Genomic DNA, 15,969 nt, shown 5'->3' with positions numbered 1-15,969 from the left:
TCAATACCTCAATATTATTTATAACTACGAGTTACCAACTTAATATTTTCATACACCAAGTCTTCTTTGTGTAGAACAGCGTCTCTAGGATTTCCTTTGTACTCCCATGCAGCAGCATAAGCAAAGTTCTCATCATCACGTTGTGCTTCTCCATCTTCAGTTTGGTGTTCTTCACGGAAGTGACCTCCACAAGATTCTTCACGGTGTAAAGCATCTTTCGCGAATAATTCTCCTAACTCTAAGAAGTCAGCAACTCTAAGCGCTTTTTCTAGTTCTTGGTTAAAGCTATCTGCAGTTCCAGATACTTTCACGTCTTTGTAGAATTCCTCTCTTAACACAGCAATTTCGTCCATTGCTTCATTTAGACCTTGTGCATTACGAGCCATACCTACTTTATCCCACATGATTTTACCTAATTTTTTGTGGAAGTAATCTACTGAATGTGATCCTTTATTGTTCATTAAGTGATCAATCATACCTTGTACATTTTTCTCCGCAGCATCAAATTCTGGTAAATCTGTTGGAATCGCACCTGTACGAATATCATCAGCTAAGTAATCACCGATTGTATAAGGTAATACGAAATATCCGTCTGCTAATCCTTGCATCAACGCAGAAGCCCCTAAACGGTTCGCTCCGTGATCAGAGAAGTTCGCTTCACCAATTACATAACATCCTTCGATTGTTGACATTAAGTTGTAATCAACCCAAACTCCACCCATTGTATAGTGAACAGCAGGGTAAATCATCATTGGTGTAGTGTATGGATCCTCATCAACGATTTTCTCATACATTTGGAATAAGTTTCCGTATTTATTCTCTACAACGTCTCTACCTAATTTGTAAACCAATTTAGCATCGTTTTCATCTAAGTGGTGAATACGCGCTTGTTCTTTACCGTAACGCTCAATAGCAGAAGCGAAGTCTAAGTAAACTGCCTCACCTGTTGCGTTAACACCATATCCAGCATCACATCTTTCTTTAGCAGCACGAGAAGCAACGTCACGTGGTACTAAGTTTCCGAATGATGGGTATCTTCTTTCTAAGTAGTAATCTCTATCTTCTTCTGCAATTTGTGTTGGTTTTAATTTACCTTCTCTAATTGCAACAGCATCTTCCATTTTCTTTGGAACCCAAATACGTCCGTCATTACGTAAAGACTCAGACATCAAAGTTAATTTTGATTGGTGGTCTCCAGTAACAGGAATACAAGTTGGGTGAATTTGTGTAAAACAAGGGTTAGCGAAGTATGCTCCACGTTTGTGTGCTTTCCAAGCAGCAGTAACGTTTGAACCCATTGCATTTGTTGATAAGAAGAATACGTTTCCGTAACCACCTGTAGCAATAACTACTGCGTGTCCAGAATGACGCTCAATCTCACCATTAATCAAGTTACGAGCAATAATACCTCTTGCTTTTCCATCAACTAGTACTAAGTCAAGCATTTCATGACGGTTGTACATTTTGATTTTACCACGACCGATTTGACGGTTCATTGCAGAGTATGCTCCTAACAATAATTGTTGACCTGTTTGTCCTTTTGCGTAGAAAGTACGAGAAACTTGCGTTCCTCCGAAAGAACGGTTGTCTAATAAACCACCGTACTCACGTGCTAATGGCACACCTTGAGCCACACATTGGTCAATAATATTCGCTGAAACTTCCGACAAACGGTGAACGTTTGCTTCACGTGCACGGTAATCTCCTCCTTTTACAGTATCATAGAATAATCTGTAGATTGAGTCACCATCCCCTTGGTAGTTTTTAGCAGCGTTAATCCCTCCTTGTGCAGCAATTGAGTGCGCACGACGAGGTGAATCTTGATAACAAAATGCTTTTACATTATAACCAAGCTCTGCTAAAGTTGCAGCAGCTGATCCACCAGCTAATCCTGTTCCTACAACGATAACATCAATGTTACGTTTATTTGCAGGGTTAACTAATTTAATGTGGTTTTTATAATCAGACCATTTCTTATCGATTGGTCCTTGAGGTATCTTTGAATCTAATTTCATAATCAATTTCTTTAGGACTATTTAATAAAGTGAATGTATAATGGAATGATCGCAAATAAAGCTGGTACTAAGTATGCGAATGCATAACCTAAACCTTTAATCAAACAGTTATACTTTGGATTATTTATCCCTAAAGATTGGAATGCACTTGCAAAACCATGAGATAAATGGAATCCAAGAACAATCATTGCGATTACATATAAAATTGTGCTAATCAATCCTGTAGAAGGATCTTTAAAGAACTCAATTGTAATTTTATGTAAATCTTTGTAACCATCTGCAATTTTTAAGTCCATGCCTTTTTGATAAAAAGCAGTTCCTTTAATTTCCAATTGTCCCATTTCAACCGCTCTAACGTCGATTGGCTGCTCTTGAACAGTTTTGTAAATTGTAATCGGTTCCTCTTGACCTTCAACTGTAACTTCTATTGTTTGCAAAGGCATAGCCGTAAAGTGCATTTTCGCCCAGAAGTTAACCATGTGCGTCACAATAAAAACTAATAATAAAGTTCCTAAAACCGCCATATTACGAGAAGCCCATTTACTGTTTGCACCAGCATTGTTCTTCGCGTATCCGATAGGACGAGCTTTTTTGTTTTGAACCGTAAGAACTATACCATCAATCGCGTGGAAAAGGATTGAGATATACGTAACATAAGATAATACTTTTACAGCTGGATTAGTTGTCATGAATAAGGCATACTCATTGAATTTTGACGCATCCCCAAAAATCAACTGAAGATTCCCTATCAAGTGACCAACTAGAAACAAGCATAAAAATAACCCAGTAAGAGACATCCAATATTTTTTTGCAATGGATGACTTTAAAAGTGCAGATTTTGCCATAATGTAATTTTAATTGTTTTTCTTGAAAAAATCTCTCAAAAATACACCTAATTAACGTTATCCACAATGTATGAGCGTTTATTTATATTGAATATAAACAAAGTTTTTTACCTTATTTTACTTAAAAAAAAACCAGAATGAAACTAGATTTAAGACCAAATAGTATATTTTCCTAAAAGATTCTAAAACGACTTTAAAATATTCGCATCTATAACAAGAATAAAGTCGGCTAAACCTAGATTGAGTTTTTCGAAATTCCCTACCTGATCGGCTTCAACCATAGTAATTGTAGCAACTTTCAGCTGTGGAGCATAATTTTTTAAATACCAGAAAATACCTTCATAGTTGTTGCTATGGTATGACCCATTATAGTGTACAAACAACTTATTTGGTGCTATATTAGACTGAATAAAGTGTGCCATTGTTGCATCTTTAACTGCCTGAGCTTTAGGTAAATTTTCATTCACATGATCCGCATCAAACATGGTCAACATCTCTTTATATCCAGGTAATTCAGGATCATAAGGAAAAGGAAGGGGTGCAATCCATGCTTTTTCTTCTACTTTTAAAGTATCTAAAGCTTCCATTCCACCTTTAAATAACAAACTGGCATAACGACGTGGTACATTAGTCGCGATAAAAGGAGCCTGATGTTGCTTCGCATATTCAACCAACGGTCGATAATCGCCTTTATAGTTATTCCATAAACGCACCTCTTTTGCGAAATCCTCTTCAGAGATCTTTCCTTCCACATAGTTGGACAAGCCTTCTTGATTGTCTGCTTCAAACATCTCAGCCCCTAACACAAGTTCTTGTTTTGCACCTAAACTTTCTGTTACCTTCAATTGTAACCAATGCCCCAAAGAATTATTGTGATATTCTCCAAATAACACTACATCCGATTTCCCCAATGTTTTGATCATTTGTTTATAGGTCACTTTCTTTCCTTTCGCATTGTAAATTTGGTACGGTTGCCCTTCACTTGCAAAAACGGTTCCAACTAATAGAGCGAATAATACGCTATAGATATATTTCATGTTTACGCTGTTTTATAAGTCCCAAAGATAATTCTATTTGAATAATTTAGAATAAATAAAAATAAAAATACGTGTTAAGAGAAAGCAATTCTAGGGTAGAAAGTTTTTTTTTCGTTTTGCAACCTTTACTTTTGCTTGCTCAACAAAACACATCTAATGATTCCAAAATCGTTACTATATAAGAATATTCAGATCAATTACTACGATAGTGGTAAAGGCAATGCGTTAATTTTCCTCCATGGTTTTTTAGAAAACGCCAAAATGTGGGAAGATTATATGACGTATTTCTCAACTAAACACCGTGTGATTAGCATTGACTTATTGGGTCATGGTGATACGGGTTGCTTAGGTTATATTCACAGCATGGAAGATATGGCCGATGCGGTTCATGCTGTAGTCACTCATTTGAAACTAAAGAGAGTCACTTTAATTGGGCACTCTATGGGCGGTTATGTTTCTTTGGCATTTGCAGAACTCTATCCTGATTATGTCAAAAACATCGTCTTAATTAATTCTACGGCACGTGCGGATAGTCCTGAACGCGTACAAAACAGAGATCGAGCAATTGAACTCATCAAGAAAAATGCTCCTATGTTTATTACGATGGCAATCAACAACTTATTTACAGATGCCGTTAGACCGTTACATGAAGCAGAAATCAACTATACCCGAGAAGAAGCTCTAAAAACATCTACCCAAGGCGTTATTGCAGCGTTAGAGGGAATGAAAACGCGAATTGACAGAGAAGTACTCTTACACTTTGCTCCTTACACCATTGCTTTTATTCTAGGGAAGGACGATCCTGTTATGCCCTATCAAGAGACCTTCGATCAAACCTTAGGAACCAAAGCCACTGTGACAACATTTGAAGGCGGGCATATGCTTCCTATTGAACAAAAAGAAGCACTCAAGCAACAACTCAATGAACTCGTAAAATAGTTCATCAACGATAAAGCAACAAAAAAACGAGAATAACTATATTCTCGCTTTTTTTATAAGGTCTCCACAAAAGGAGTTTCTCCATCTAATATAACCAAGATAAGCTTAATCAATTCTTCTTTGAAAGCCGCTAAAACGACAGGAGTAATATCGTGATCCACGGCTCTTCCTTCGCGAACCCCAAAAAACAAGAACCCTTCTCTGCGATTTTTGAAAGAATAAATTCCTGCTTCTAAAGAAGCTAAAACTCCTTTTTCCGCATACATTAACGCATAACACAACAGCTGAATAATCTTATCATTCTTCAAATGTTCGGTCAAGCCTTCCCATTGGGATAGTTTTACTTGATTCGACTCTACTTTTCCTGTTTTATAATCAATAACGCGAATTTTTCCATTTCGGTTTTCAATGCGATCCACAAATCCGAATAGCTTAATGGGATAAGGTAAACGAGGATCTTCTAGTACATGTTCCAAACGCGTTTCTAACGCCAATAGTTCCACTTCATCGCCTTGTTCTAATCCCTTCAGTTCTTCTCGCAAGAAATGATACACATTTCGCTTAGCGACTTCAAAAGCCAATAGGTTTTTTCCCATTTTCTCCTTATCGCTATTGTAAATTTCCTCAAACTGCTTCTGAACCTCTTCATCTGCTTTGAGTTGTATCTCTTTAATCATCGAAACGGTTAATACCTTTCCAACATAAGGCTGATAGAGGTTTTCTAACGCATTGTGAATAATAGTACCCAAGGTATTCAAGGCTACACTCTCTTCAACCTCATCCACTTCGCGAATACGCAATACTTGTTGAATATAAAACTGCAAAGGATTGCGCAAATAAGCCGTTAAAGCAGAAGGTGAAAATCCTTTAATTGTCGCGATATCTTTGAGCTTTGCCATCAATTCCGCTGACTTTTCAATTGCAATAGGCGCATAGGCTTTATCAGGCAAATAGGCTGAATAGGTCACATTAACCAAGTGATGTTTCGGCTGTGTTTCCATCTCCAATTGCGCTAAAAATCGACTCTTCTCACCAGCATCCATGCCCTCCGCTTGGGAATTATAAATTAAATACACCTGTTTGGCACGCAACAGCAAATGGTAGAAGTGAAAGCTATAAATCGCATCCTTTTCTTTATACGTTGGTAACCCCAATTCTCTTTTTACATCATACGGAATAAAGGAATTCTGACTTTTTCCCGATGGAAACTTCCCTTCATTCACTGAAGTAAGAATCACCGTTTCGAAATCCAATACCCTGCTTTCTAAGATTCCCATGATTTGGAGTCCCTCCAACGGATCTCCTTCAAAAGACACCTCGCTCATATCCATGATTTGCTTATACAACACCTGAAGTAATTCAATAGAGTGAATAAACGGGTATTTTTCGCAATAGGACAACAAGCGGTTCAACAGGTTATAGGTCGTAAACAAAAAGGTCTTCATCAGACGATTTTGTTGACTATCCGTCGCTAATTTATTTTTAACCTGAATAATCAAGGCAATTAAACGCTTTAATATAGCCGCTGGCGTTTGATCTTTCCAAGGAGCAAAAACAAGTCGTTTCGTTTCTTCATCTGAAGCTGTAATCCACGATTCAAAGCGATCAAACGAGAAGAACGTCAAGTTTTTCTTCTGTATTTCCGACACTACTGCCCCCACTTCAAACAACCCTTCCATCACAGGACTGGTCAATACTTCCAAAACATCGCGGTAATAGAATACATATTGTTTTCCACCTCGGCGAACTGCTGCCAAATGCATCTTGAATATCTTATTCAAAAACAGCTGTACGGGGCTACTATTTCCGCTGTACCCCATCGTAATATTTAAACTACCCACAGTACTAGGCAACCCATACAAGACAGGTTGTAGTAAATTTTCATCTCCTAAAACAACGGCAATCTCATCCAGCGACGTACCTTTTGCTAACTCTTTGTCAATAATAGAACCGACAATCTTTGCCTGACCTACACTTTTAGGTGTTTGGATAATTTCGATATTTTTCTCTTCACTAAAAGAGGTCGTAATCCATTCAAAAGGGTGATTTTGATAATAAGTCCATTTTTGTTTGATTCTTCTCAAGAATAACCCCGCATCATGATAGGCATCATGAAGGAATACCTCATCAATATCCCAAAAAACACGGGCTCTCCCTTCAATTAAGAAATGCTGAATAATCACTTCTTCCGCAGCATTTAATGCGTTAAATCCTGCAAAATAATACTGCTTATCATTCGCTTTTACAAAATCTTTATGCACGGCAACCGCTTCGCGATAAATCATTCCTTGGTAGCCGATTTTCTTAGCTTGGAGGTGCTGATATAAAGCGGCATAATACCCCGGAATTTGCTCCCAAAACTGAAGGTAATTCTTTACGATATCCGTCTGTTGATTGACATCCACAGCCCAATGGTTGATATCTTCAATATCTTTTAAGTAACTAAAAACATGTTGAGGGTTCAACAAATAACGGTCAACTTCATTAAAATCCTGAAGCAACATTCGCGCCCAGTTGACAAAATAGTCGAAATCCTCAGCTTTATCTTGCAATAGCTGTTTATAAACCAGATAAAATTCAAACAAGAGCTCAATCGAGTCAATTCCTCTTAATTGAGCAATATCCTGTACCAATTCTTCAACACTGATAATGGTTGGAGCAAAAACACTGCTATCGTAAAATGATTTCAGCTGTTCCAACAAGAAGACTTTCGCTCGTTTATTGGGTAATACGACCACTAAGTCGTCCATAGACAAAGGGAAATCCTTTTTTATTTCAGCGCAGAATTGATTTAAAAAACGTTGTTGACTCATGTGAATAAAGGTAATAAAAAAAGGGCTTCGAATACTCGAAGCCCTTTTCTATCTTAGGATAGATCCTAATTATTTTTGTAATTGAATTTCAACACGTCTGTTTAACTCACGTCCTTTAACAGTTTTGTTAGAAGCGATTGGTTCAGCAGATCCGTAACCTTTAGAAGTTAAACGGCTAGCATCAACACCTTTCTCTACTAAGTAAACTTTTACTGCGTTAGCTCTGTTATCAGATAACGGAACGTTGATTTTGTCAGATCCAGTACTATCAGTATATCCAGCGATGTGGAATTTAGCAGTAGGGTATTCTTTCATGATTTTCACGATGTTATCTAAAACAGCGTAAGAAGCATCTTGGAATGTAAACTTACCTGTATGGAATAAGATTGTTTTTCCATAGTCGTTAAGTTGTTTTACTTGCTCTTCTTTGATTTCTGGACATCCTCTATTTGAAGCAGGACCAGGAACATCTGGGCACTCATCTAAATGATCAGGCACTCCGTCTCCGTCTCTATCTGGCCAAGGACAACCTTTGTTTTCTTTTGGACCAGGTACTTCAGGACACTCATCTTTATGATCTGGCACACCGTCACCGTCTGTATCAGGACATCCGTTGAATTCTGCTAAACCTGGAACGTCTGGACACTCATCTAAATGATCTGGAATACCATCACCGTCTGTATCAGGACATCCGTTGAATTCTGCTAAACCTGGAACATCTGGACACTCATCTAAATGATCTGGAATACCATCACCGTCTGTATCAGGACATCCGTTGAATTCTGCTAAACCAGGAACATCTGGACACTCGTCATATTTGTCTAAGATTCCATCTCCATCTGTATCTTTTCCTCCAAATTGGAAACGAATCCCCATGAAGTGTTGCATGTGTGATGCTACATCTACATTTGGATCTCTTGTATCGTCAAATGAGTGTTTGTAAGTAGATTGAACTGTTAAAGCGATGTTTTGAGTAAACCAAAAGTTTAACCCTAAACCTCCATTCACAGTACCAGCACTTGCATCACCCATAAAAGTATAACCTCCACCTACTAATAAGAATGGGTCAACTACTTTAGTGTTTAATAATTCTTTGAAGCTATATTTAACTTCTGCGTCAATACCATAGTATGACAAATCACCAGGGTTGTACTTTAAGTATCCTTCAGATTCATCTGAAATAAATTTTTCAATTTTATTCACAGATCCTACTACTCCCAATGAAAATCCATCACCTAGATATCTAGATACGTTCAAATAAGAGATTGATGGCAAAATATTCCAATCCGAAGTTTGGAAATAACCTCCCATTTTGTGTGAAAACCCTTTAGCCGAACTAACTTTAGTGTTTACAGCATTCGCACCAATAGTTACAGCCCACGGATGGTCGGCATCCTGTGCTTGAGTCGAAAGCCCCGCACATAGTATTGCCGCTGCAATTAATTTGTTGAGATGTTTCATAACTTTATTTTTCTATTTATTGTAATGTTAAAACAAAAATACAATTATATGTGTAGTTAACAAATTTTATTCTTAACAATTATTATGATTTACTAAAAAAACTTAATATTTAGATTACATTTAGTTCTTTTCCTACTTCAATAAAGGCTTGAATAGCTTTATCAAGGTGTTCTTGTGTATGTGCTGCGGATAATTGAACTCTAATTCTCGCTTTTCCTTGTGGCACAACTGGATAGAAGAATCCAATCACATAAACTCCTTTTGTCAATAGACGATCTGCCATCTCTTGCGATAATTTTGCATCGTATAACATCACTGGAACAATAGCAGAATCTCCATCGATAAAATCAAATCCAGCTTTTTTCATTCCCGCTTTAAAGTAATTGGTATTCCACTCTAATTGGTCGCGTAGTTTGGTGTCTTTTTTCAATAGTTCAAACACCTTCAAGGATGCTCCTACAATCATTGGCGCCAATGAATTTGAGAATAAATAAGGACGAGAACGTTGTCTCAACAACTCGATAATTTCTTTTTTACCTGTTGTATAACCTCCCATTGCACCACCTAATGCTTTTCCTAAAGTACCCGTAATGATATCTACACGTCCCATTACGTTTTTCGCTTCCATTGTCCCTTTTCCTGTTGCTCCAATAAATCCAGCAGCATGGCACTCATCTACCATAACTAAAGCATCGTATTTATCTGCTAAGTCACAGATCTTATCTAATGGCGCTACTAATCCATCCATAGAGAATACACCATCCGTTACGATAATCTTGAAACGGTGTCCCGCTTCATTTGCTTTAATCAACTGTTGCTCTAAATCAGCCATATCGTTATTTTCATAACGGTAACGCGCTGCTTTACACAAGCGAACTCCATCAATAATAGACGCGTGGTTTAAACTATCTGAGATAATTGCATCTTCTGCTCCTAATAAAGGTTCGAAAACTCCACCATTCGCATCAAAAGCTGCTGCATATAAAATCGTGTCTTCTGTTCCGTAGAAATCAGCAATTGTTGCTTCTAATTGTTTGTGAATATCCTGTGTTCCACAGATGAAACGCACAGATGACATCCCAAAACCGTGGGTATCCAAAGCATCTTTCGCTGCTTGTACAACCTCTGGATGTGAGGATAATCCTAAATAGTTATTCGCACAAAAATTCAATACTTTTTCTCCTGTAGAAACTGTAATCTCTGCTCCTTGTGGCGAAGTAATAATTCTTTCTCTTTTAAATAAACCATTGTCTTCAATCGACTTCAACTCTTGTTGTAAATGGTCTTTAATTTTTCCGTACATACTTACTCTTTTTAAGCGTTAACTATACTCTTTTACAAATGTATTATATTTAAATCATCCACTCCCATATATAAAATAACTTTTTTAGCCACTTCATACCCCATCTCTTGGAGTGATTCCTCGTATTTAGCCAATTGTTTGATATACTTTTCCTCCGGTTTTCCGGTTTTATAATCCAACAAATACGCTTTATTCTCTCGAATCAATACGCGGTCGGGAATTAGATTGTTCTTTTGCTTCCCAATAATCATGCGCTCATTGTACACCATTCCTTCCGAGAAGAACACCTGTAAATCAGGATGCGCAATAATTTGCTGAATGGCCTGCGTAAAACTCGCTCGATCACTTGTTACAATTAAGCCTTCTTCCAGTGCGCGTTCAATCGCAGGTTCAATATCCTGCTCCGTCTGAATAAACGACATGATCTTATGGGTAATATTTCCGTAGGCAATCGCTTCTCCAACTTGGGTATCCCACATCAATGCTTCGCGTTCAGCAATTTTGATATCATTAAAATTGAACAGCGACTCCACGCTTTGAATTAATTTGTTTTGATCTAAAGCTGTTTCACTTGCCTTCGACAACCGTTGAGGGTTTCCAAAGGCATACTCATTCACATCCTCTTGATACAGTCCTTGCTGACGTAAATAGTGAATAAAGAAACGCGACATATTGTTCTTGTATTCTCCATCCGTCTTCATATCGCGTGTTGTAATAATATGCAGTTGTTCTTCTGCTCTGGTCAGCGCTACATACAACACATTAATATTATCTAACAATTCTTCTTGTTCTTTCTCTGCATAGAGCTTTTCAGCATAAGCGCCGTACTCCTTCACCTCTTTTTTTGCATCCACTAAGGCTTTTGGCAATTCAATTCCTTCATCTAGCTCATCGAATTCCACCCAAAGCTTATCTCGATTGGATCGATCATAATCCTCTTCCGCAAACGGAAAAATAACAATCGGAAATTCCAATCCCTTCGATTTGTGGATGGTCATCAGTTGCACAGCATCCTTTCCTTCAGGGGTAGGGATACTAAATTTATGGTTGTTATTCTCCCAATATAGGATGAAATCTCCAATTCCGTATTGATTCTTGATGGTGCGCTCTAATACGATATCCAAGAAATACAACACATACGAACTTGTTGCTTTGGTTGGGAAAAAAGCACGTACAATAATCTCTACCGCTTCATAGAGCGATTTCTTTCTACATTGATCAAAGGAAATCACGACTTCTTTGCTTAACAACCACGCTTCAAACTCCGCATCAGCAGTAAAGGCCAACCCTTCTTCAATAAAATCGTGAACCGCTTCTTGCTGTCTTTTATTGGCGATATAATACAACATCATGGTTTTAGACTCCTTGTCTTCTTTATTGCGGATATAACGCAACACATCCATGATTAATCGCACTTCTGTTGCATGACTAATCAACAGGGAATCTGAAGATAAAATCGGTATCTCTTGTTCAGTCAAATAATTCGCTAATGCAATACCATGGGCGCGCTTTCGCGTCAAGACCACCATATCACTATATTGAAATCCTTGTTCCTTACAACGGTGAATAGTTGCTAAAGTCGCTTGTAAATACAGCTGTTCTTTGTCAATTTCATTTTCCTTATCCACCAAACCCTCATCGAGAAATTGCAAGTTGACATAACCTCCAACCTTACTGTTGATCTCTTGATAACTTTGATGTTCATAAATATGTTTGTAATCCTCTTGCGTAAAAAAGGAAGAAACTCCATTAAAAAAGGTATTATTAAACTGAATGACTTCCGAATAACTGCGGTAATTTTTTCCTAAAACCACAACTTCCTTATCGGGATTCGAAAAGGGATTATCCTCTTTACTCAATGCGATAAACTGCTCTGCTTTTCCTCCACGCCAACGGTAAATCGATTGTTTTGGATCCCCTACTAACATTAAGGTCCCCTTTACACCAAAATCTTCCCCTGCGAGGGCATTGTCAATCAAAGGAACAAGGTTGTCCCATTGCATCACGGAAGTATCTTGAAACTCATCAATAAAGAAATGGCGGTAGCGTTCTCCTAGTCTTTCATAAATAAAAGGAGCCGGTTGGTGCTGAATCTCATTGTGAATAATCGCATTAAACTGGCTGATAGACAGCATATTTTTTTCGTCCTGAATATGTTGCATTTCAATACCTAAAATATTCAAGAGCGATAGCGGCGTAATATTTTTTAAAAATGCTTGATAGAATAAGCGCTTGGCAAATAATTGATAAATCACAGCCAGCTGTCGAAGTACCTCTGGCAAAAGCGCCTCAATGGTATCTCGATCTTTGGCAGCCTTCAATAGCGTCACTTCTTCAAATTCTACATATTTGCGTTGGGTACTTTTGTCTGTATCGTTGATAATGGCCAACAGGTGATTGGGAAACGTTCCTCTAGAAAAGGATTTCATATCTACCCCTTTGTCAATCAACAAATCCCAAATTGCTTGTCCTTTTTGCTTCGTTTCTTTGGTGATTTCCTCGATTTTTTTACGCAAATAGTCGCGCGTTACAACGAAGTCTTTCAGGGTTTTCTCATCAAATAACGCAATTTCCTCTCGGTTGTTCTCATTCAACAACAGCACACCCATTTCTTTCAATTCACGGGTAATATCCCAGCTCTTATCATTGTCTGCTTTGTCAATGGAGAAATCAATCAATACTTTCGTCAGCTCTTCATCTGTTCCCGCTTTGGCAATTACTGAATCTACCGCTTCTTGTAGTAATTCATCCGAATCCAAGGACACTTCAAAACTCATCGGCAGATTTAAATCAAAAGCAAAGGAGCGAATAACCTTATGGGTGAATTTATCAATCGTCGAAATATCAAAAGAAGCATAGTTGTGAATGATATGCTTCATAATGCGTTCTGACTTTTTCTTGATTTCCTCTTCTTTCAGTCCGGTTTCTTCTACAAGCTGATCGAGCATCGACTGAAATTTGTTTCCCGTTTCCTTTTGTGAGAAAGCATATAGGCAGGATAGAATTCGATTTTTCATCTCTGCTACTGCTTTATTGGTAAAGGTAATGGCCAGAATTTTTCGATACGCATCATCTGATCGATCGACCAAGACAATTTTTAAATATTCTTTTACTAACGTATGTGTTTTTCCTGAACCTGCAGAGGCATTATATACTGAAAATGAGGCTTTTTCCGCTCTAACCATTGAATTATCCCTTAACTTTTATTAACCCTTAAGATTTTTTATATTCCATAGAAAATCCCTAAATTTGAATAAAAATAACACTAATCTTTAAATAATACGAATTATGGCTTTCGAATTACCACAATTACCTTATGCGTATGACGCATTAGAACCACATATTGACGCACGTACAATGGAAATCCACCATACGAAACACCACAATGCTTATACTACTAATTTAAATGCTGCTATTGCTGGTACTGAATTAGAAGGAAAAACAATCGAGGAGATTTTAGAGAACCTTGATATGGCTAATGGTGCAGTTCGCAACAACGGTGGAGGTTTCTACAACCACAACTTATTCTGGACAGTAATGAGCCCGAATGGTGGTGGAGAGCCAACAGGAGAATTAGCAGATGCAATTGCTAAGGATTTCGGTTCATTTGCAAACTTCAAAGAAGCTTTCGCAAAAGCAGGTGCTACTCAATTTGGTTCAGGTTGGGCATGGTTATGCGTTAAAAATGGTAAATTAGAAGTATGTGGTACACCAAACCAAGACAACCCGCTTATGCCAGGTGTTGCTTGTGGTGGAACTCCAATCTTAGGAATGGATGTTTGGGAACATGCGTACTACTTAAACTACCAAAACAGACGCCCTGACTATATTTCTGCTTTCTTCAGCGTAATCAACTGGGCTGAAGTTGCTAAGAGATATGCAGCAGCAAAATAAGACATAAAGAGATTACTCTTTAGATAGCAAAAGGGAAGTATCGGTGATACTTCCCTTTTTTTTATTTGAAAAACGTAGGTAATCACTCGTTTTCCTTCTAATCTTCTACGTTTTTTTCCCACTACGCTACGCTAATTTTTTGTACTTTTCCTATCTATCACTTTTACCTCAAGCTTATGCAATTAGATTACGAACCAGAAAGCACCAGACACAAATCCAAACGAAACTACCTCATTATTGGTTTCAACATCTTAATGCTATTTGCATTAATTTATTTTTTACCCTATGAGCCTCAAGTAAATAAAGGACTCGCCTTGCTTGCCTTTGTTGCTGTACTATGGCTGACCGAGGCATTGCACGTGACAACGACAGCTGTTTTTGTTCCGGTTCTCGCCATTGGATTAGGACTAACTGATGTTCAACCGGCACTTGTGTCTTTTGCAGATCCCAATATCTTCCTTTTCCTAGGTGGATTCGTATTAGCCGGAGCCTTACACGTACAAAAACTAGACTTGATTATCGCCAGTAAGATCATGTACTTGGCCAAAGGGCGATTATCGCACGCCATCTTCTACTTGTTTCTTACCACTGCCATACTCTCGATGTGGATTAGCAATACCGCTACGGTAGCCATGATGCTTCCTCTTGTTATGGGAATATTGAGCCAATTGGATAGAACTCAACACCACAATACTTACGTGTTTGTACTCTTGGGAATTGCCTATAGTGCGAGTATTGGAGGCATGGGAACTATTGTTGGAAGTCCGCCCAATGCGATTGTTGCTTCTCAATTGAATCTCTCTTTTGCTGCCTGGTTAAAAATGGGACTTCCCATGGTTATTATCTTACTGCCTTTGATGATTGCCATCATCTATTTTGTCTTCAAGCCAAAACTGAACCTGCAATTCGAGCATCAGATGGATGTAATTCCGATGAATACAGACCGCTGGATAACACTGGGGATTTTCTTACTAACAGCCATTTGTTGGATCTTTAGTACCCAAATCAATCCGTTATTTGCCGCTTTGGTTGGATTTGAAGGTTCTTTCAAGAACTTTGATACCTTCATTGCTTTGGGGGCATTTATTTTAATCTGCGTCAGTCAAGTATCCCGTTGGAAGGAATTGCAACACAATGTGGATTGGGGGGTTCTATTATTGTTTGGTGGGGGGGGTTGACCTTAAGTATGGTTCTCAAAGAATCAGGAGCAAGCAAAGTCATGGCTGATTTATTGGTCTCCGTGATTCACGATAGCTCTTTCTTTGTGATTAGCTTAATCGTCGCTTTCTTTATTGTGTTCTTAACGGAATTTACGTCAAATACGGCTAGTGCGGCACTCTTAGTTCCGATCTTCTTTTCGATCTCACAAGAATTGGGCATGCATCCCCTTGGTCTTTCCATGATTATCGGACTCGGTGCATCTTGTGCATTCATGCTCCCGGTAGCCACACCACCCAATGCGATTGTATTCGGTACGGGTAATATTCAACAAAAGGAAATGATGAAAGCAGGGTTTATCTTGAATATTTTCTGCGCCATTATTATTGCTACGGTTGCTTACTTTTTTTGGTTGGGGTAAAATATGATATAATCCTCAAATTATTAGATATAAAAAAGGGAAGTGTTGATTACTTCCCTTTTGAAAGTATAATTTACTTCTAA

9 protein-coding genes and 1 pseudogene are annotated in these 15,969 nt (G+C 38.1%); 3 read left to right on the top strand and 7 right to left on the bottom strand.

Features of this window, described 5'->3' with window-relative positions:
• Positions 1–14 precede the first annotated feature (14 nt).
• From M2306_RS15545 to M2306_RS15535, 3 genes are all read right to left on the bottom strand, one after another.
• Positions 15–2,015 carry a fumarate reductase/succinate dehydrogenase flavoprotein subunit gene (locus tag M2306_RS15545; protein WP_115091945.1) on the bottom strand — a complete coding sequence of 667 codons (2,001 nt, stop codon included), beginning with the start codon at positions 2,013–2,015 and terminating at the stop codon, positions 15–17.
• A gap of 17 nt (positions 2,016–2,032) precedes the next feature.
• Complete coding sequence (locus tag M2306_RS15540; RefSeq protein ID WP_002988100.1) at positions 2,033–2,860, bottom strand: succinate dehydrogenase cytochrome b subunit; 828 nt, start codon at positions 2,858–2,860, stop codon at positions 2,033–2,035.
• Between the two features lie 182 nt (positions 2,861–3,042).
• Positions 3,043–3,897, bottom strand: coding sequence for a ChaN family lipoprotein (locus M2306_RS15535; RefSeq protein WP_259189341.1), 855 nt, complete (start codon positions 3,895–3,897; stop codon positions 3,043–3,045).
• Between the two features lie 156 nt (positions 3,898–4,053).
• Here M2306_RS15535 and M2306_RS15530 point away from each other — a divergent pair, with 156 nt between their 5' ends.
• Positions 4,054–4,836 carry an alpha/beta fold hydrolase gene (locus tag M2306_RS15530; protein ID WP_259189339.1) on the top strand — a complete coding sequence of 261 codons (783 nt, stop codon included), beginning with the start codon at positions 4,054–4,056 and terminating at the stop codon, positions 4,834–4,836.
• A gap of 53 nt (positions 4,837–4,889) precedes the next feature.
• Here the strand turns inward: M2306_RS15530 and M2306_RS15525 are convergent, their stop codons facing one another.
• The 4 genes from M2306_RS15525 to M2306_RS15510 form a co-directional block, all read right to left on the bottom strand.
• Entirely contained in the window at positions 4,890–7,649 is a 2,760-nt protein-coding gene (locus M2306_RS15525) for a PD-(D/E)XK nuclease family protein (RefSeq protein WP_259189338.1), read from the bottom strand.
• A gap of 69 nt (positions 7,650–7,718) precedes the next feature.
• Positions 7,719–9,110 carry an OmpA family protein gene (locus tag M2306_RS15520; RefSeq protein ID WP_115091949.1) on the bottom strand — a complete coding sequence of 464 codons (1,392 nt, stop codon included), beginning with the start codon at positions 9,108–9,110 and terminating at the stop codon, positions 7,719–7,721.
• 109 nt (positions 9,111–9,219) lie between these two features.
• Entirely contained in the window at positions 9,220–10,413 is a 1,194-nt protein-coding gene (gene kbl, locus M2306_RS15515; protein WP_002988113.1) for a glycine C-acetyltransferase, read from the bottom strand.
• Positions 10,414–10,445: 32 nt separating this feature from the next.
• Positions 10,446–13,598 (bottom strand): UvrD-helicase domain-containing protein, encoded by a 3,153-nt coding sequence (locus tag M2306_RS15510; protein ID WP_259189336.1) that lies wholly within the window; start codon positions 13,596–13,598, stop codon positions 10,446–10,448.
• Positions 13,599–13,701: 103 nt separating this feature from the next.
• On the opposite strand from M2306_RS15510, the gene M2306_RS15505 reads away from it, so the two are divergent.
• Positions 13,702–14,307, top strand: coding sequence for a superoxide dismutase (locus M2306_RS15505; protein WP_002988118.1), 606 nt, complete (start codon positions 13,702–13,704; stop codon positions 14,305–14,307).
• A gap of 176 nt (positions 14,308–14,483) precedes the next feature.
• A pseudogene (locus M2306_RS15500) lies at positions 14,484–15,886 on the top strand (SLC13 family permease).
• Positions 15,887–15,969: the final 83 nt, after the last annotated feature.

This window comes from Myroides gitamensis, from assembly GCF_029894455.1.
Lineage (GTDB): Bacteria > Bacteroidota > Bacteroidia > Flavobacteriales > Flavobacteriaceae > Flavobacterium > Flavobacterium odoratum.
This window is presented reverse-complemented; position numbering and strand designations above follow the sequence as displayed.